The 18,634-nt window shown below is 61.7% G+C and carries 15 protein-coding genes and 1 pseudogene; 6 read left to right on the top strand and 10 right to left on the bottom strand.

Annotated features, from left to right (window positions below; all coding sequences use genetic code 11):
• The first annotated feature begins 5 nt into the window (after positions 1–5).
• From ACPPVP_RS18005 to ACPPVP_RS17990, 4 genes are all read left to right on the top strand, one after another.
• Positions 6–845 (top strand): hypothetical protein, encoded by an 840-nt coding sequence (locus ACPPVP_RS18005; protein WP_426536608.1) that lies wholly within the window; start codon positions 6–8, stop codon positions 843–845.
• A 318-nt stretch (positions 846–1,163) separates the two neighbouring features.
• Complete coding sequence (locus ACPPVP_RS18000; protein WP_426536606.1) at positions 1,164–3,287, top strand: catalase; 2,124 nt, start codon at positions 1,164–1,166, stop codon at positions 3,285–3,287.
• A 115-nt stretch (positions 3,288–3,402) separates the two neighbouring features.
• Entirely contained in the window at positions 3,403–3,795 is a 393-nt protein-coding gene (locus ACPPVP_RS17995) for a carbohydrate porin (protein ID WP_426537917.1), read from the top strand.
• Between the two features lie 251 nt (positions 3,796–4,046).
• Complete coding sequence (locus ACPPVP_RS17990; protein WP_426536604.1) at positions 4,047–4,226, top strand: hypothetical protein; 180 nt, start codon at positions 4,047–4,049, stop codon at positions 4,224–4,226.
• 250 nt (positions 4,227–4,476) lie between these two features.
• Here the strand turns inward: ACPPVP_RS17990 and rlxS are convergent, their stop codons facing one another.
• The 5 genes and pseudogenes from rlxS to ACPPVP_RS17965 all read right to left on the bottom strand — a co-directional run bounded on the left by rlxS (position 4,477) and on the right by ACPPVP_RS17965 (position 9,279).
• Positions 4,477–6,444, bottom strand: a complete 1,968-nt coding sequence (gene rlxS, locus ACPPVP_RS17985; protein WP_426536602.1) for a relaxase/mobilization nuclease RlxS — start codon at positions 6,442–6,444, stop codon at positions 4,477–4,479.
• 809 nt (positions 6,445–7,253) lie between these two features.
• Positions 7,254–7,487, bottom strand: a pseudogene (locus ACPPVP_RS17980) (ABC transporter substrate-binding protein); the annotation flags it as partial.
• 75 nt (positions 7,488–7,562) lie between these two features.
• Positions 7,563–8,063 (bottom strand): S26 family signal peptidase, encoded by a 501-nt coding sequence (locus ACPPVP_RS17975; protein ID WP_426536600.1) that lies wholly within the window; start codon positions 8,061–8,063, stop codon positions 7,563–7,565.
• Between the two features lie 25 nt (positions 8,064–8,088).
• Positions 8,089–8,307, bottom strand: coding sequence for a helix-turn-helix domain-containing protein (locus ACPPVP_RS17970; RefSeq protein ID WP_426536598.1), 219 nt, complete (start codon positions 8,305–8,307; stop codon positions 8,089–8,091).
• Positions 8,308–8,457: 150 nt separating this feature from the next.
• A complete protein-coding gene (locus tag ACPPVP_RS17965; RefSeq protein WP_426536596.1) occupies positions 8,458–9,279 on the bottom strand; it encodes a DNA -binding domain-containing protein in 822 nt (273 codons plus the stop codon).
• 320 nt (positions 9,280–9,599) lie between these two features.
• On the opposite strand from ACPPVP_RS17965, the gene ACPPVP_RS17960 reads away from it, so the two are divergent.
• Positions 9,600–9,815: a hypothetical protein gene (locus ACPPVP_RS17960; RefSeq protein WP_426536594.1), complete on the top strand. Its 216-nt coding sequence runs from the start codon at positions 9,600–9,602 to the stop codon at positions 9,813–9,815.
• An 836-nt stretch (positions 9,816–10,651) separates the two neighbouring features.
• Here ACPPVP_RS17960 and ACPPVP_RS17955 read toward each other — a convergent pair.
• Positions 10,652–10,975 carry a DUF736 domain-containing protein gene (locus ACPPVP_RS17955; protein WP_426536592.1) on the bottom strand — a complete coding sequence of 108 codons (324 nt, stop codon included), beginning with the start codon at positions 10,973–10,975 and terminating at the stop codon, positions 10,652–10,654.
• Here ACPPVP_RS17955 and ACPPVP_RS17950 point away from each other — a divergent pair.
• Entirely contained in the window at positions 10,974–11,099 is a 126-nt protein-coding gene (locus ACPPVP_RS17950) for a hypothetical protein (RefSeq protein WP_426536590.1), read from the top strand. The two genes, ACPPVP_RS17955 and ACPPVP_RS17950, sit on opposite strands and share 2 nt — an antisense overlap.
• A gap of 738 nt (positions 11,100–11,837) precedes the next feature.
• On the opposite strand, the gene ACPPVP_RS17945 is transcribed toward ACPPVP_RS17950, so the two are convergent.
• The 4 genes from ACPPVP_RS17945 to ACPPVP_RS17930 all read right to left on the bottom strand — a co-directional run bounded on the left by ACPPVP_RS17945 (position 11,838) and on the right by ACPPVP_RS17930 (position 18,472).
• A complete protein-coding gene (locus ACPPVP_RS17945) occupies positions 11,838–12,770 on the bottom strand; it encodes a DUF2493 domain-containing protein (RefSeq protein WP_426536588.1) in 933 nt (310 codons plus the stop codon).
• Positions 12,771–13,139: 369 nt separating this feature from the next.
• Positions 13,140–14,183: a DUF7146 domain-containing protein gene (locus ACPPVP_RS17940; protein WP_426536586.1), complete on the bottom strand. Its 1,044-nt coding sequence runs from the start codon at positions 14,181–14,183 to the stop codon at positions 13,140–13,142.
• Positions 14,183–18,061 carry a strawberry notch-like NTP hydrolase domain-containing protein gene (locus ACPPVP_RS17935; RefSeq protein ID WP_426536584.1) on the bottom strand — a complete coding sequence of 1,293 codons (3,879 nt, stop codon included), beginning with the start codon at positions 18,059–18,061 and terminating at the stop codon, positions 14,183–14,185. Before ACPPVP_RS17935 ends, ACPPVP_RS17940 begins: the two co-directional genes overlap by 1 nt.
• A gap of 63 nt (positions 18,062–18,124) precedes the next feature.
• On the bottom strand, positions 18,125–18,472 hold the full coding sequence (locus tag ACPPVP_RS17930; protein ID WP_426536582.1) for a hypothetical protein: 348 nt from the start codon (positions 18,470–18,472) through the stop codon (positions 18,125–18,127).
• Between the last annotated feature and the right edge of the window lie 162 nt (positions 18,473–18,634).

Below are 18,634 nucleotides of genomic sequence, written 5' to 3'. Positions count from 1 at the left end.
ACTCAATGATCGATACTGTCGTGGCTACCCCGGGGGATTCCCCGGGCTCATCGCTAACGGGCGTGTCCTGGCCTTCCATCGTAGCGGGCGCGGTCGCGGCCTGTGCAATGACCCTCGTGTTGCTCGCGTTTGGTACCGGGCTTGGACTCAGCGTGGTCTCACCGTGGGCCGCATCGGGCGTCTCGGCCACGACCTTCAAAATAACAACCGGACTTTATCTAATCGTCATTGCCATGATCGCGTCGTCGATCGGCGGGTACCTCGCTGGACGTCTGCGTTCAAGATGGCAGGGTGTGCATACGGATGAAGTATACTTTCGCGATACGGCGCACGGGTTTATTGCCTGGGCTCTGGCTTCGGTGCTCGGCGCCGCCGTGCTAGCCACTCCGGCAACAAGCCTTATTGGTGGCACTGCAGCCGGCGTCAGCCAGGGAGCTGTCACGAGCGCCGCTCAATCGAGCGGTCCGATGGACGGGTACGTCGACGCGCTCTTGCGGGGCGATTCCGCTGCACAAACATCTAACGCTAACCCGGCAGATACACGTGGCGAGGTAACACGCCTCTTTACGCGAAGCTTCCGCAATGGAGGCGAACTCAAAGCCCCGGACCGCGATTACACCGCCAAGGTCGTGGCTGCCCGAACCGGCTTAAGCCAGCAGGACGCGGATAAACGGGTCAACGACGTCGTCACGCAGATCAAAGCCGATGTCGATACAGCGCGCAAAGCAACCGCTTCGCTCGCGTTCTGGATCACGGCTTCTCTCCTGCTCGGCGCTTTCTGCGCCAGCCTTGCAGCCACGGAAGGCGGCGGCCTTCGTGATGGCACATGGAATCGCCGCCGATAACGAAAGGAAACACTATGCCGATCTTACTCTGGCTTCTCGGTATCCCGATCCCGCTGATCATCCTGATTCTTCTGCTGCGGTGATAGCCGCTTGATATCTGTCAGTGGCGCGCTTGCCGCGCCACTGACAGTCGCTGCAAGGTGCCCGGCTGATCTAAGTCCGAACATTTCCGCGCTTTTCAGGGCTTTACTAGGAAGGCTGAAGCACGATTGGTTGCGGTGCCACCCCTCGAGCAAATCGGCACGATATCGTCCGAGAGGAACGGATGCCCCGCACGCGGATTGGATGACTCCACAGTTCAACCGGGGGATCCGCTCCATGGCCAAGACGACGAAATCGACCGGCTCCTCTGCCGGAACGGCGACTATTCACGACCAAAAGCTGACCCGAGGTGCAGGCGGTGAGCTTCATCAAACTGCAGCGGGCAAGACGCCGGTACTGACTACTGCCCAGGGAGGCCCGGTCTCTGATGACCAAAACTCCCTCAAGATCGGGCCCCGCGGTCCAACACTCCTCGAGGATTTCCATTTCCGGGAGAAGATCTTCCATTTCGACCATGAGCGCATTCCCGAGCGCGTCGTGCACGCTCGCGGATACGCGGCTCACGGATATTTCGAGAACTACAAGCCGCTTTCCAAATACACGAAAGCTGATCTATTCCAGCGCGCCGGCGAGAAGACGCCGGCTTTCGTCCGATTTTCGACCGTTGCCGGCAGCAAAGGCTCGGTCGACCTGGCCCGAGATGTCCGGGGCTTCGCCGTGAAGCTCTACACGCAGGAGGGCAACTGGGACATCGTCGGCAACAACATCCCGGTCTTCTTTATTCAGGATGCGATAAAGTTTCCTGATCTGATCCACGCGGTCAAGGAAGAGCCCGATTGCGCCTTTCCGCAGGCGCAGTCAGCCCACGATAATTTCTGGGATTTCATCAGTCTTACTCCGGAGAGCATGCACATGGTCATGTGGGTGATGTCCGACCGGGCAATTCCGCGCTCGTTTCGCTTTATGGAAGGTTTCGGTGTCCACACATTTCGTCTCGTGAACTCCAAGAACGAGTCGACTTTTGTCAAATTCCACTGGAAGCCCAAGCTCGGCCTGCAGTCAGTCGTCTGGAATGAGGCCGTCAAGATCAACGGCGCGGATCCCGATTTTCACCGGCGGGATCTTTGGACGGCGATCAAGTCCGGCAATTTTCCGGAATGGGAACTGCGGCTGCAGCTATTCGATCAAAAATTCGCCGATGAATTTGAATTCGATGTTCTCGATCCTACGAAAATCATTCCGGAGGAACTCCTGCCACCGGTCCCGGTGGGCCGGCTGGTGCTTGATCGCATGCCCGACAACTTCTTCTCCGAGACCGAACAGGTCGCATTCATGACCCAGAACGTTCCGCCGGGGATCGACTTCTCGAACGATCCCCTGCTTCAGGGTCGAAATTTCTCTTATCTCGACACGCAGCTAAAGCGGTTGGGGAGCCCGAATTTCACTCACATCCCGATCAACGCGCCCAAATGCCCGTTCGCGCACTTTCAGCAGGATGGCCATATGGCCATGCGCAACCCCGTTGGACGCGCCAACTACCAACCGAATTCCTTCGGCGAAGGTGCCAGGGAGTCGACGCAGCGCGGGTTCACACCGTTCGCCGACGTTGAGCAAGGCGCCAAACGGCGTCTGCGTGCTGAAAGCTTCGCGGACCACTACAGCCAGGCCCGTCAATTCTTCATTAGTCAGACAATGGGAGAGCAGGCGCATGTCGCCGCTGCGCTGACCTTCGAACTCAGCAAAGTGAAAATTCCAGCAATCCGGGAACGCATGGTATCGCATCTCCTGAATGTCGACGAGACGTTGGCCAAGAAAGTCGCCGACAAGCTCGGCCTGCAGAAGATGCCGAAACCCGCCGACGCCGCGGTGCCGCCCCGCCAAGATCTCGATCCGTCCCCAGCCCTAAGCATTGTGGACAACGGCCCTGAACGCTTCGAGGGTCGCAAGCTTGGCATTCTCGTCACCGACGGGTGCGACGCCGGTCTGCTGAAGACGCTGAAAAGCGCTCTCGACAAGGCTTCAGCGACCTATGAAATCATCGCGCCGAAAGTAGCCGGCGTCGAAGCCAGCGACGGTAGCTGGGTCGAAGCCGATCAAATGATCGATGGAGGTCCATCCGTGCTGTACGACGCGGTTGCCCTTTTGCCGGCAAAAGACGCGATGGAGGATCTTCTGCAGGAGTCATGCGCGCGTGACTTCGTGGCCGACGCTTTTACTCATTGCAAATTTATCGGCTATGTAGAGTCCGCTCTGCCTTTACTAGCGAAGTCCGGAGTTGCCGCTGGCGATCTCGACGAAGGCTGCATCGTCATCGGCAGCACCAAGAGCGCCAGATCGTTCGTCGATGGTTTGGGTAAGCTGCGCATCTGGAGCCGCGAACCGAGGGTAAAACTCGCTTAATGCAGCGAGAGTTCTCACTTGTGATGCAAAACGGGCGCACGAATTGGGAGAAAGAGCCGCGCCGCTTGGCGACAACGCGGCTTCCACAAGCCGCAGTTGAGGCAATGCGCGCGGCATCGGCATTTTTGCAAGGGCATCCTACTGTCCACCCGACCGCAATCTCGTCGATTATTACGCCGACGGCGGCATTGAGTTCATCGGGCTCAGCGACCAACGTCCAAAAGACAAGTTCGGGATTGCCCCGGCCTACGCGCATGTTTCGCCATGGGCCCGTGCGCTCGATATGGATTTTCGGAACCTGTCCGGGCCTGGCTGGCCGATCCGGAGTTTCAAAGGGTTATTCACCGCTGTCCACCAGTACGAGATCCGCGCCGGCTGGACGCTGCAACCGAATTTCCAACACATCGTGCATCCCGGCGGAGGCGCCACCAACCCCTTAGGCAACAATCTCGGTAGAGCGCTCAAGAATGCGGATGTGTTCGGAGTGAGGACGGTAGTAAAGTTCTAACTCGGGGTTACTTACGACGCCGCCTCGCAAGGCCAGCCGCCCAGATCCGCGCAGAGCGGAAGACGTACTACGAGATGCTTGAGAGCATCCAGAAGGGTGACGTCAATATCACGCCGTCGCTTGAGTGGTTCTTAGGCTGTCTCGACCGCGCGTTCAGTGGGGCAGAGACCATTCTAGCAACCGCGCTGGAAAAGGCGGAGTTCTAGAAAACGGCTTGCCGCTGCAAAGATATCAATGATCGGCAGCGCGACTTGCTGAATCGTGTACTGGACGGTTTCGAGGGCAAGCTGACATCGAGCAAATGGGCTGCAATTGTGAAATGCTCGCCCGACACGGCCTTGCGCGACATTCTGGACCTCGTTGATCAGGGCATCCTCGCCAAGGACAAAGGCGGAGGCCGCAGTACAAGCTACTCCCTCGCCTCCTCTTGAATGCTGCTGCACGTAAACGCGCTCGTCAAACGAAGGCACTCCGATCTTGACGCGCCCAAGGCACGCCTCGAGTTGAGGTGAAGCGTGCGCGCCGTGGGAAGAAGGCGGAACCAGAACGCGGGAGCAAGTTATACTATCCTCGCAAGAATCGTATAACCACAGCAACTTCAGCACCTTAGATTGGATTGCGAAAGCTTCTTGCGAAAAGTCGCGCTGGAAAGATGAGCTGACGTCCGCACAACCCGCCGCTCTAGCGTCCGATTCCACGCTTGATGCCAATCGACCAGGATACGCCCTCCCCGCCGACCCTGCCGGTGACCACTTGCCCGCGAGCCCGCTCCAGCACCGGTCGCCAGGGGACCAGCGCGAAGTCGTGGGACCGTTCGATCACGGCGAAGCGCCCGCTATTCAGCGTCAGCATGCGCCGGTAAACGCCGGTGAGACTGTCGCCAGCCTTGACGTTGAGATGTTCGAGCCCCGTGCGCGCAGAGATGTCCGCGGCCGTCCGCGTTAATTCCCGCGCCTCTAGCGTCCGCAGCATATTCCGCGCATACCGCATTTGCCCTTCCTCCCCCCGTGCAAGTTCCTGTTCGATCAGCCATTGCTGTCTTCTGCGCAACGCCGTCTCGACTTCCGCGCCGAAGCCAATTGACGCGAGCCCACCGGGATCCTTCCCGATCAGCTTGCGATCGAGCCAGGTAGCCCCTAGTGCCTCCGGCAGATTCTCCAGCCTTTGCCACGAAAGCATCGTAACCCGCACCGGGTTGCGCGAGTGATGGAGCGTCTCATACCGCGCTGCTCGATCGAGATAGTCTTCGCCGATTCTCCAACTACCGTCGGCGAGCCGTCTTGCCATATCCTCTTGCCGCATCGCTTCAAGGCGCCGGACGTGCGAGGCCACATACTCCTCGGAGGCTTGCGGGTCGAAGTCGCGATGCAGCCGGTCGCTATAGATGCCGTGGCGGGCTGCGGCGACCCGTGCGATGGTCCGGTCGATCTCGCGCGGCCCGCCGGTACGCGATCTCAGTTCGACGATGGTGTTCCGACCGGGCGGATCTTCGCCGGCGGCGAGAGCGCCGATCTCGGCATAGTGCGTTCGCCCGTCGACCCCGTCGATCACGATGTAACGGTGCTCCCGCAGTTCATCCGAAAGCCCTTCGCCCACGATGCGTCCGACCAGGCGTTGGCCGCCCTGCTCCGGATTGAAGATCGCATAGCTGCCGGCGGCCCGCACAATCCCGGCCCCTGTAAGCTCGCGATGCATGGTCTTGATGATGTCTCCTCGCTCGCCCATCCGCCGCAGCGTCAGCTCCATTTCCGGCATGACCCGCCAAACGCCGGGCGCGGCCTCCTCCGCGAGACGCATCTGCTCCAGCGTTCGCAACCGCCCCATGCGCAGGGCGTGCTGTCGCGGATCACGCTGCGGTCTGGCTGCAAGTCGGAAGGTTTCCCCATCCATCTCGCGCAGTATGGCACGATCAAGCCGGGTGAACCGCTTGGCGCCGACTTCGTTTTCGAGCTTTCGCAATGCGTCCAGTTCGCTCTCCGGACCCAGCTCGCGGGTGATAAGCTCACTGGCGCGCGCGCGCATGCCATGCGCGATGTAGTCGCGCGCGATCACCAGATCCTTGCCCTGGTCGTCCTTGCCGCGCACCACGATATGGCAGTGGGGGTGACCGGTGTTAAAGTGATCGACCGCCACCCAATCCAACCGCGTGCCGAGGTCGGCCTCCATCTGTCGCATCAGGTCGCGCACGAATGGCTTGAGCTCGGTCAACTCAGCACTGTCCTCGGGAGCGACGATGAACCGGAACTGGTGGCGATCCTGCTCCCCCCGCTGCGCGAATACTTTGCCATCGGCCTGGCTGCTGCCGGCGTCGTACAACTCGCCCGGCTGGCCTTCACGGGTCACGCCATCGCGCTGCACATAGCGCAGATGCGCCCTGACGGCGCCGCCTTCGCCGGACTTGATGCGGACAATACGCGCCTTGACGACCACGCGGCGCGCCCCTGCCGGACGTCGGCCCGCAGCGAGCGTTCCTTCGGCATGACCGCGGCCGATCCGCGAACCGATGAAGTCGGCGCTACGGCCGAGTCGCGCCGCGCCAGCTTTCGCCGCGATCTTGCGCACGCGTTTAAGGTAGCCAACGGTCTTGCCACCACGGCGGTTGCCGATTCGCCCGAGCCTGACCCTCAGTTCATCGTCGGTGTCCGACATTGCCGCTCTCCACGATCGTGCCGAAGCATGTGCGTGCTCTCCCACCTTGCCGCAAGACGCAGACGTGTTTCGTAAATCGCGACAATGCGCAGCGGCTCCCTTGGCGACAACGCCGATACGGTTGGCGACAAAACTTGGATGTGCAGACAATGGTTTGGTGGCTCTCAGGCGCCAGTGCTTTTATCTTGCCCTCCTCGCCTCCTCCCTCCTCCGTCGCTGGCTCCGAGGGTCCAACTTCCAAGCCAACAGATTCTCGGTACTCGCGGCGATTTGCGACAAAATGCAATACGGGTGATTGTGGTGGATCATCCAATAGCGCCGAACACGTCACGATTCATCGCGAAGAGCCGCCGCGACTTTGGCAGTTGACTTGCGATGCCCCCACTGTCTGCGATCGAAGCGAGCGTTTGCGATAGCGATCGTTACCCGGAGGGCCGAGACACCCGCAGGGTGGCTCGGTGAGGAGCGAAGCGACGAGTAGAGCGCGGGCCAAAGGCATCGCCCGTATGCCATCAGCACGTCAATATCGCATTCCTCCGCGAACTCTTGCCGCGTGAGCGAGGGTCCTTCAGTAGCAAAACCGAAAGTCTTAGCGTCATGATCGTGTTGCAGCGTTTCGAATGCAAACCGAATGTCCGTCACGGTGCGCCCGCCCGCTCAACAAGCCGGGCAGCCTCCCGCAATGGAAGTGCACGCCTGCCGTCAGCTTCGGCATGTTCACCCTGCTGGTTGTCCAGCTGATGTGACCGCCGCGCGTCGAGACAAATCATCAGTCCACAGGCCGCCGATTGGACTCGAAGTATGACGGCCTAACCCGGACCCGCATCCTCCAGTATCGGCCCGAACACCTCCCAGCGTTCGCCGTTGAACTTCATCATTTGAAGCTGCTTGCGGACGCGGTAGTCGGTTGGCGAAGTGTTGATGGCGATCCCGGGTAGCGTGAGGTCGCCCGGGACATCCGTTAGCGAAGTCGCCTGTTTCATGACATTTTCGCGCGTAAGGTCGTCACCGCGTCGCTCGAGCACGTGGACCAGAAGCTGCGCGATTTTTTCCACTTCTCGAGCGGAGAATTTATGCAACAGTCTGCGTAAAGTACCCCTCGTCATCGATCACGAAGCCTATTGATCCGGATTCCAGGTCCATATCGGCCGGGCAACACCCAGAATGTCGCATCTCGATACCGGACCGAAATACCTGGAATCGAACGAATGAGGATGCGGCTGCAGCAGGAAGAACTCGCCATCGACCAACCGGATGCAGCCATCCCAAGACGGCAAGGGCCGCCCCTCCCGGTCCCGGTCCAACACTTCGGCGACCACCCTGCCGTTCACGGCCAGAACACCTGCCGGCTCCCTGGAGCGGCAGACTTCATCGCCTCCAGCGGCTGCGATTTGTTTTAGCAATGGCACTGCGGCCGGCAAGATTCCATGCGCGGCCATCAAGGCCTCGAGCATTGGCGGCGGTTTGACGACCGCGACCTCTCCGCGATCGGGCAGGCGGTTCTCCAGGTAATAGAAGCCGAGCGGCGCACTGCCAGAGGCATTGTAGACGATCCGTGGTGCATGAACGCCGAGGCCGACGAGCATCGCAATATTGGCCGCTGAGATCGCCGCCAGCACGACGATGCGTGCACGCAGATGTCGATCAACTTGCATCGGATGTCGATCTTCGCAAACTGGCCTTCGAATAATCGACGAGATCTTCGATGTGATAACGGACATAGCGTCCGTGCTTGCGGTAGACCGGGCCCCTGCCCTGCACCCGCATTTTTTCCAGGGTGTTCTTGGTGAGCCGCAGCCAGGCCGCGGCCTCCACGGTGTTCAGGAACGGTGGCTCCTGATCTTTCCTTACGTCATCTGCCATGTCCGACGTTCCCGTCTGGCGCCTCGCCAAAGTGCGAGCGCGAGAGCAAGCGTCGTCCAACCCATGCGTCAGCGGCAGTGGCGAAGAGAAGAAAAAGCGAAATCGCCACCCTAGATCAGAAGGCGATCATCGACCAAAAGGACTGAACGCTTAGAGCAGCAAATCCCGGTAGCCGCCCTTCATCAACTCGGTGCCTTTGGCGACCAGCCGCCGCGTGCGGTCCTTCAGGAACTGGCTCGTTCCCTGCCATTCCTCCGCTACTCTCTTCTCGCCATAGATGGTGATTGCGATCTGCCGATAGGTCTTGCCGGCTATACTTTCATCGAGCGCAATCAACGCATGGTGGAGCCGTTCGTCGATCGCAAATGTCGGCCGACTGCCGGAGTTCGGTCCCTTTTCGGCAAAGCGATGGAGGCGCTTCAACAGTTCGGTTTGAGCACCTAAGTCAAGCAGGCCACCGATTTCGAACACCGGCGCAAACGGCAAAGACAATGCGGCGAGGCCGGAAATTTCGACGGGCACATGGCTTCCCGGGCCCTTCATCAGGACCAGGGGGACGTTATCGACGCCGATGGCAGCAACCCGATCGACCCTGAAATCCGACAGCGCAAGCAGCGCAGTACCTTTATGATGTTGGGTGGGCTCGGCGGGAAGCTCCGCGCGAAGCCGAACAATCCGCTGCAACGCATCGAGATGCCAGAACGTAGGCGCCCGGCGAGCCGGAAACGAGGGATCAGCAAACGCATACAATCCCCACCGCTCGGCGCGAGGATAGCGCCGCCGTAACCGCAACAGCCGGGTGCCGTCCGTCAAGGTGACATGCGACAGACGTCTGGGAACGGAGGCTTGCCAGTCAGCTCGGTAATCCGGATTTCGGCGCAGAAATTCCCACGCCCAGTCGCTGGGATCGAACGCTGCGGGACCATCATGGCTGGCGGTGGCACTTGATGTAGCGGCGGCGGCGTATTTCACGAGAAATGCCCCAACGAATCTCCGACGAGTCGCTATCGTAAGGGAAAAAAATGGCGCGCTGCGCCATTTTTGTTTCTATCCAGCCCCAATTTCCGATCTCCGCGAAGCCGCGATCATCCCCGTGCCACCTGTTTTCCCAGCGTTCCAGCTCGGACCGCACGCCGCGCGACGCGAATCGCAGCCGGAGGGCTGCCAGGCTGACAGCGACCTAACGCAGTATCGATCGGCGGTCGGGGTCAGGCCGACCACCTGATCGTGCTTGGCGAGAGCGCGGCCGCTACGAGGCCGGCATTCACATAGCATCGACGAATCATGAGGCGATGAAACGTCGCGGCGAGCAAATCGCAATGCCGTTTACCTTCTTCGAAACCCGCAGTATCAAATCTGCAATTGTGGTGTACTCTTCAATCATGCATGTCGGCACTCGACTTGCATTCAACCAACTTGGGATCACGGAGGGCAACATGGCCAAGAAAGCGAAGAAGGCAGCAGCTAAGAAGACCGCGAAGAAGAAGAAGACTGCAAAGAAGAAGTAGGTTCTTCCCTACACACTCTCTGGCCTGAGACACATCAAGACGCGCGCGGTCCTGTCACCGGGAGACTGAAATGCCGCGGCTTGATGTGGTTCAAAAGGCCTGACAATCGCGAAGCCGGACCTCCAAGCGCTTATGCGCTAAACGGTCCGGCTTTTTCTTTGATCGAATCAAACGGCAGCGTTGGCTTGAATCCGCCACAACGACGCGCCGTGCACCAATAGGGAATTCGGATTCCCGGTCTCTATCCAGCCAGCATTGTCGGCACCAGCTGGATCAACAGGATTGCCGTTGAAGCGAGCGCTGAGAGGCTCACAATCAATTGGCTCAGGCAATTGCGTACAATTGTCGCCTGCGGAATGGTGAAAAGGCAGAACGAGCTTCTCATTGGCCCCTCCATATAGTTCAGCGCACATATCTCCCAAGATCTATAGAGCGAGTCGCGCCGCGCTGATCGGCGCAAATTTAACCAGCTGCGATTGACTCCCTTGCGACTCAGAGACTCGCGAATTCCGCTTCGAATCAGGCATTGCGGCCGAATCGACGAGCACGTCGACCGCGTAAACAATGGCTTAAGAAATTCACGTCCTGCCGAGATTTTGCATGGCCGTATCATGCGGTCAAAATCCGCAACCGAATGCTCGTCCAGGCAACGCCAGCCTTTTGCGGCGCCCAACCTGCGCCGACAGGGGGATGCGCGCAAAACTCCCTTGGCATCTCCGGGGCATGCCATCGGCCGCCGGTCATTACAGCAGCTTCAGCGAGCGGCGCTGCAGCCTGATCGCTGGGAAGCGAAAAGCCCCGCCCGGCGGACCGGACGGGGCTTCCCGGGAGGCGCCTCAGTCGTTGCTCTTGCGCGACCGCGACCAGATCAACGTGAAGCCGTCTCCTTCCTCGTCATTGAACAGGTTCGCGTAGATCGGCGCGTTGAACGAAGGGTCGTCGAGCTTGAGCGAGAGGTAGTCGCGGCCCTCCTCGGAACGCTTGGACCAGCCGGCCCCGATCTCCGCCCGGCCCACATAGATGCGGTGGCTGGGTGCGTTCTCGTTGGACGAACGGTTGTCTTCAGCCACGATGCGAACGCCCCTCGCCTGCAGGCTGAGGGTGACAATTTCGCCCTGGAAATCGTTGCCGACCTTCTTGAATGAACCGATGGTAGCCATGTCATTTCTCCTGTTGTTGTTCGAGCCCGCGACCACCGCGGCCTCGATGGCGATCTACAGGCTGAAGACGATCGACGACGCACCCGCCAGCGGGCCGGAGCGCAGCGGAGGACACCGGGGTTGAGACTTTCTTGGCTCGCGAGGAATGGGCGTCAGCCCAGGGGAAGAAAGTCGCAGCGACGGTGTTGCGGCTCAGGCGATCGAGGCGCAGCCGGTCTTCGGACAGATCAAGCCATCAAGGAGGTCCGGTGCGTCCGCGCGCTGAACCACAATCTAACGGAGAAGACGTGGCGGATGGCGTCGTGACAGACAAGAAGGTTGGCAGGGATCGCGCCGGAACCAACGATGTGCGGCAGCGGCGGCATCGTCGCTGAACAGAGCCGTCGGCTCAACCAGAGGGCTCACAGCTACCGGCTCTGGTGTGGGTCGCCCGGAAACACGTGCGGATTGGGCAGGTAATTCGAGGAAAGTCCGAGCTCCGCTAGCGCAAGCTCGACAAGCCTTTGTTCAACGCGCCGATGCGGGCGTACCTGTTCGACGACGATGACGGGGATGGATTATCCCTTCCGCGTGGCTGCCATGATCCCCGCGCTGATGGCTATAAAAACCGGCAGGGGCATACACCACCGACGTGCAGATCAACCAGCGACGATGCCGAACGTGTTGAGGACCATTCCAACGAAGATGGTGATGGCCCCGTTCCCATGGATGTAACGACCGCAACCTTTCATCAACGCCACGGCGCAAGTTGCTGGAAAAATTTATCGTGGCGAGGGACGCCCTATCGTCCAGCTGATCGACGATTGGTCGAGCACCGGCGCGAAGTTGCGTTACGAGCTGGACGTCAACGAGTAAGCGGCGCTCACGCGCCGCCGAACTCCCAGACCGGGATTCCAAGCTTTCTCGCCTTATCGCGCAGATTCTGCTGGATGCCGCTGCCCGGGAAGGTCATTACGCCGACCGGCAACTCATCGAGTATGGCGTCATTGCGTTTGAACGGCGCTGCCTTGCCATGCCTGGTCCAGTCTGGCTTAAATGCGATCTGTGGGACCTTGCGGTTGGCTGCCCATTTGGCGGCGATTAGCTCGGCGCCCTTCGGCGAGCCGCCGAGCAATAGCACCATGTCCGGATGCTTGGCGTAAACCTTGTCGAGACGGTCCCAGATCAGGGAGACGTCGTTGAAGTCCAGTCCGCCCGTCAGGGCGATTTTGGGCCCTGGCGGCATCATCATCTCGGCTTCCCTGCGGCGCTTCGCGGCGAGGAAATCGCGGCTGTCGATGACTGCGGATGTAAGCGTGCGATGATTGACCAGTGACCCGGAACGGGGACGCCAGGGCGAACCGGTGTGCATCTCGAAGTGCTCGGTGGCCAGATCGCGGAACAGCTCCATGGTGTTTCGGCGTTCGATCAAGGTGATGCCTTCGGCCGTGAGACGCTCGAGTTCGACCGATCGCACCTCCGAGCCGTTCTGCTCGCGCTGGCTCTTCTGCTGCGACCGTTCGTTGTCATCGAGCTCGCGCTCGATGCGGCCTGTCGCGCGGTGGAACAGGTTGACGGTCGACCAGAGCAGATCCTCCAGGTCGGGTTCGAGCCGGGTATCTCTCAGCGTTGCAACGAAGGCGTCGAAGATATCGGCGATGGAAGCAGCGACGGCCTTGCCTTCGGGTAGTGGCCTCGGGTCCGGTTCATCCTGGAAGGGACGGTGGCCATAGAGTTGCAGCTCGTTGAGGACATGGTCGGTCGGGGATGAGCCATGCGGTCGTTCGAACTCGGTATCGTCGTGGTCGGTCGTCATGGTGAGGTCCTTTCGCCGGATCGGCCGCGCCCATCGCGGCCTTCGTGGCGATCACCTGAGGGCGGGCGGACCGGACCAGAACCCGGAGCGTCTCGTCCGCTGAAGACCGCAAGGGCGTAGCGGAAGCGCAGGGCCGAAGCGACAGCGGAGGATGGCGTAGGTCGCGGCTATTTTGTTTCGCGATGCAAAGGCCCGCAGGGCCGGCGGAAAATAGCCGTGACCGCAGCCATTGCCGGGGCGGACCGCCTGCCGTCCGATCGCCCTCTAGAAGGCCATGGGCGCAACTCTATCCGGCAAAGCTGACTGCGCCGGGAAAGACGATGACGATTTCGGGTTCAGCTCGACTGCCGCTGTCCTGACCCTGTGGTCTCAAGGAAGGAAGCGGGCGACGTCCTGCGGCGTGAGCTGTGTCCTTACCGCTGCTCGAAGTTCCTTCAGGCCCAACGCGCGCAAGTCTTCATTGAAGTCACCGAGCCTGGGCGACAGGGCAAAGGCCTCGATGCCGGCTTTGTCGGCGCGCGACGTCAAGGCCGCCGCCGCGCCCATACCGGCCTCATCCGCATCGCAAGCGATGTAGAGACGTCGCAGCGTCGGCGGGAACAGCAGGGCCGCGAGGTGGCTGGCCGAGAGTGCCGCCGCCATCGGCATGGTCGGCAGTACGCAACGAAGCGAGAGCATGGTCTCCAGACCCTCGCCCGCAACGAGCACGTCATTGGCCACGCCAAAGCGGACGGCATTGCCAAGCAGATCGCCCATCGCCCGCCGCGGTGTCTCGATCGGCGCCTTGCCGAGCCGGCTCGGACCAAAGCCCTCCGGATCGAGCCAGGTGCGGTGCACCCCGGTGATCAAGCCTTCGATATCGGTGACGCAGGCGATCATCGCCGGCCAGATCTCCGGAGGCAAGTCGTCGTCAGGCCCGTGGTAGTAGCAACGCGGCTGATGACGCAGACTGTCGCCATGGTGCACGGCCCCAATTCTGCGACGCTGCAGATAGTGCTCCACGAGAGTTCCCTCGATCGGCCGCGATATCGCAAAGAGGCGCCTTGCCGCTTCTCGTGACCCACGCGGTACCGCTGGACGAAGGGGATTTAGGGAAGGCTCAGGGCTTGAGCGAGGCAGATTCAGAAACCGCCTCGCTTCGTTGGCAACGTCGCGAAAATCGCGCAGCGCAAGACGTTCACGGATGATATCGAGCAGGTCACCGTGTTCACCGGTCGCGGCATCCGTCCACTTGCCTGCCGGTCCCTTTGGCGACTCGTAGAGCCGCACAAACAAGGAGCGACCCGGTGTATTCTGGACGTCGCCGATCAGCCAGTAGCGCCCCTCGCGCCTGCCGTTGGAAAGATACTGACGACACACCGCCTCGGCCTCGCGCGCGAGACGGCGTGCCAGTTCGGAAGCGTCGCGTGACATCACACGGCCTCCCGTTCGCCGATGCGCTCGACCGGATACCGTTCGAGTACTCTGGCAAGGACGCAGACGCCGCCGGCATCGGTCGGCACGAACATGCGCAGCTTCCAGGAGATGATCTCCGGTCCATAGGCACGCAAACGGTCCCGCATGCTGTCAGTGAAGTCAGACAGCTCGATACGATGCGCGCCCATGACGCGGACCCGCCGGAGTTGCAGTCCTTCGGCAAGGTCGAGAACCGTGCGACCTTCGAGCAGCGCGGCAAAGGCGTCCCCGGGTCCTATTGTCGGTCGCTCCCCCAGAAGCGCGCCGGCGACCCAGGCCGATGACACCTTTCGCCCAATGATCCGCTCACCGGCGTCGGTCTGGAGGCGGTAGACACGCGTCGACTCGTTCGGCAGCCGCTTCCAGATCGGAAGAAGAAGTCCGGCAACGACGTGGATCGTGCTTTCTGCAAATTCCGGCACTTCGGCAAGCTCGGCCTGCCAGACTGCACTGAATCGATCTCGATCCGTCTCCAGCCAATGGCTTTCCGCCATGGCCTTCAATGCAACATGATGGCTTTCCATCGGCCGCATCAAACGCACGCGTTGATCGATCTCGCCGTCATCGAGCATCAGGCTCGGCGCCGGCACCTGCACGGCAGCGCGGCCGGAGCGTTCGTTGACCAGCAGCACGGCGCGGTGGTCCAGGAGACGGCCGAGGGCGTCATCCAGGGTCAGGGGCCGGTTGCGCTCGCGCTGGGCAATGGTGAGCAGCCGGGTCTCCGCACCGGTGGCGGGATGGCGGTAGATCGCACGGCGGTCCGTCACAACGAAGCTTTCCGCCCGGAGGGTTTCCAGGCCGACGTCATAGATCCCCGAGGCGATGGCGCCTTCGACCCGCGCAATGAGCAGTTGCTCGAATGCCGTGAACAGAACGTTCTGCAGGCCGATGGTCAGCGCCAGCAGACGGTTGAGGAAGGTGGTGATCGGCGGCAGGTCATCCTTGATGCCGTTCGCGTCGACGAGCTTCAGCCCGGTGGCATCCTCAAAGGCCTCGAGGGAACAGCCATCGACCTTGCCGCGGACCAGAAGCATGTAGAGCTGACGAAGCGCATCGCGGCCGTAAACGCTCTCGAGATTATCTTCGGGCCGAAACAGCCCCTGCCCGCCAGTCTGGCGCTGCCCGCGGGTAATGGCGCCGAGCGTGTCGAGCCGGCGCGCGATGGTAGAGAGAAAGCGCTTTTCGGCTTTCACGTTGGTTGCAATCGGACGAAACAACGGCGGCTGGGCCTGGTTGGTCCTGTTGGTGCGGCCAAGACCCTGGATCGCCGCATCGGCCTTCCAACCGGGTTCAAGCAGATAATGCACGCGCAGACGCCGGTTCCGGGCCGACAGTTCGGCATGATAGCTGCGCCCCGTACCACCGGCGTCCGAGAACACCAGGATACGCTTGACGTCATCCATGAACGCCGCGGTCTCGACGAGATTGGCCGAGCCGGCACGGCTCTCGACCATGAGACGGTTACCTTTGCGAACGATCCTTCGCGAGCGTCCGGTGACTTCAGCGACAAGTTCAGTCCCGAAACGCTGAACGATCTGGTCGAGCGCGCCGGGCACCGGCGAAAGCGAGGCTAATTTCTCGATGAGCCGGTCGCGCCGCGCGACGGCATCCCTGCTCTCCACCGGTTGGCCGTCGCGATAGACCGGGCGGGAGAGAAGGTTGCCTTCGGAATCGGTAAAGGGCTCGTAGAGCTGAACCGGGAAGGAATGGGCAAGATAGTCGAGCACGTATTCCCGGGGCGTGATGTCGACCTGGACGTCGCCCCACTCCTCGGTGGGTATCTCCGCGAGCCGGCGCTCCATCAGCGCTTCGCCGGTCGAGACGATCTGGACGACGGCGGCGTGGCCCTGCTCGAGGTCGCGTTCGATCGAGCCAATCAGCGAAGGCGTCTTCATCGAGGTGAGCAGATGCCCGAAAAAACGCTGCTTTGCGGACTCGAACGCCGAGCGAGCCGCGGACTTCGCCTGTGCGTTCAGCGTCCCGGTCTCGCCAGTGATGTTCGCGGCGCGCATCGCGGCGCCAAGATTGTTGTGAATGATCCTGAATGCGCCGGCATAGGCGTCGTAAATCCGGATCTGCTCGGGCGTAAGCTCGTGCTCGACCAACTGGTACTCGACGCCATCGTAGGAAAGTGAGCGCGCCGCGTACAGACCGAGCGCCTTGAGGTCGCGTGCCAGAACCTCCATCGCCGCGACGCCGCCCTGCTCGATCGCCTCGACGAACTCGGCGCGCGTCGCGAACGGGAAGTCTTCGCTTCCCCACAAACCCAGCCGCTGGGCATAGGCGAGGTTGTGAACGGTGGTGGCACCGGTGGCGGACACGTAGACCACCCGCGCGTTGGGCAAGGCGTGCTGGAGCCGCAGACCGGCGCGTCCCTGCTGCGAGGCGGCCTGGTCGCCGCGCTCGCCCTTTCCACCCGCGGCATTCTGCATCGCGTGGCTCTCGTCGAAAACCACCACCCCATCGAAGCCGGAACCCAGCCACTCGACGATCTGCCGGACGCGCGAAACCTTTTCACCGCGCTCATCGGTCCGCAGCGTAGCGTAGGTCGCAAACAGGATGCCTTCCGATAGCGGGATCAGCGTACCCTGGCGGAAGCGCGAAAGCGGCGTAACCAGAAGCCGTTCCATGCCGAGCGCGGACCAGTCCCGCTGTGCATCCTCAATCAGCTTTTCGCTCTTGGAAATCCAGACCGCGCGCCGGCGCCCCTTGAGCCAGTTGTCGAGCAGAATGCCGGCGGCCTGACGGCCCTTGCCGGCGCCGGTGCCGTCGCCCAGGAACCACCCCCGGCGAAAGCGGACGGCGTTTGAGGCGTCGTCACGTGCCGCGGCCACGACGTCGAAAGTCGCATCGACAGTCCAGTGACCTGCAAGGAAGGCCGAGTGCGCTTCACCGGCGCAAATGACGCTTTCAAGCTGGGCGCCCGACAACAGACCGTTTGCGACGACGTTTGCCGGGAGATGTGGCCGGTATGCCGGCTTTGGTGGTGCAACCGAGGCCATTGCCGCGGACTGAACAAGCTTTGTGGGATGGGCCTGCGATCCGGAAATACGGATCGATTGCAGGACATATTCTTCGTAAAGCGCATCCGTGAGCCGGGCGTCCTCCTGCGGCGTCCAGTCCACCGCCTCGTAAGCAAGCTCAATCGATTCAGGACGAGCGACTGCTTGGGCAGGAAGGGCGCCCCTGGGAAAAGCGGCGACGGACCGTGGAGATAAGCGAGATGGGCCGACAGAGGCCGCAACAGGCCCGGCGAGCGGGAGCCGTGGCGGGACGTCATCGAGGACCCATGCCAGCAGCGTAGCAACGTCCGGCGCCGTACCGCGAGATGGCGGAAACACCGTCCTGTCTTCGGCAGGCTGCTTATCGATGACGGTGAGCCGCGTATCGGTCGTCGTGCCATGCCTGGCGAAGACCGCCCCAGCGATGGCAGCCGAGAAGACGACGCGGCCCCGCTCCTGCAAGCGGCTGAAGGCAGCTGTCCAGGAGGGATTGTCAGGCGCGACATTGGCTCCCGTGATCGCCACCAGACGGCCGCCATCACGAAGCCGGGCCAAGGCCGACCCGACATGGCGAAGCGCTGCGTCCGCCATACGCCGATCGACGTTTGCCAGTGCTGAAAACGGCGGATTTGTCAGAACGACGCTCGGTGCGACGCCTCCATCGAGATAGTCGTCGATCTGTGCCGCGTCAAAGCGCGTGACGGCAACGCTCGGAAACAGAACATCCAGCAGCCCCGCCCTGCCTTCGGCAAGCTCATTCAAAACCAGCGAGCCGCCGGATATCTCGGCCAGTATGGCGAGCAGTCCGGTGCCGGCGCAGGGCTCCAGCACCACGTCAGTATGGGTGACGCCCGCCGCCCTGCAAGCGACGAAGCCAAGCGGTATCGGTGTCGAGAACTACTGAAGCTCGACGCTTTCCTCGGAGCGACGCGTGTGGGTGGGAAGCAGGCTGGCTACTTTGGCCAACATCAGCAGCAAGGAGTCCGGCGATTGCGCCCTGGCAAGCATCGAATGGCCGTGCTTGCGCAGGAACAGAACCGTCGCGGCCTCACAGGCCTCATAGGCAGCTTTCCAATGCCAGGCCCCGGCGGCATCCGATGCGCCGGCGGCGCTTTCCATGGCGGAGCGGAGGATGCCCGTGGCATCTATCCGTCTGCCACGTTCGAGATCGGACAGGAGGAGCTGCGCGGCATGGGCGATGGTGGACGCAGCCGCGGCGGTAGCGGAGCATGGGAGAATCAACATGGGAGGAAGGCCTTTGAAGAGAGCGGGAACGGTTGAGCCGACCGGCGCTCTCTCGACCCGCCGGCTCAAACCGTTCCGGCCGCCCTCTCACTCTCATCAACCGCTGGGGCCACAGGCGATGCATGGCCGTGGTGGCCGCAAAAAACAGAAGCCCGGCGCGAT

It is taken from the genome of Bradyrhizobium sp. McL0615 (genome assembly GCF_049993905.1).
In the GTDB taxonomy this organism is placed as follows: Bacteria; Pseudomonadota; Alphaproteobacteria; order Rhizobiales; family Xanthobacteraceae; genus Bradyrhizobium.
Note: the sequence above shows the minus strand (reverse complement) of the source record. Positions and strands in the feature narration are given on the sequence as shown.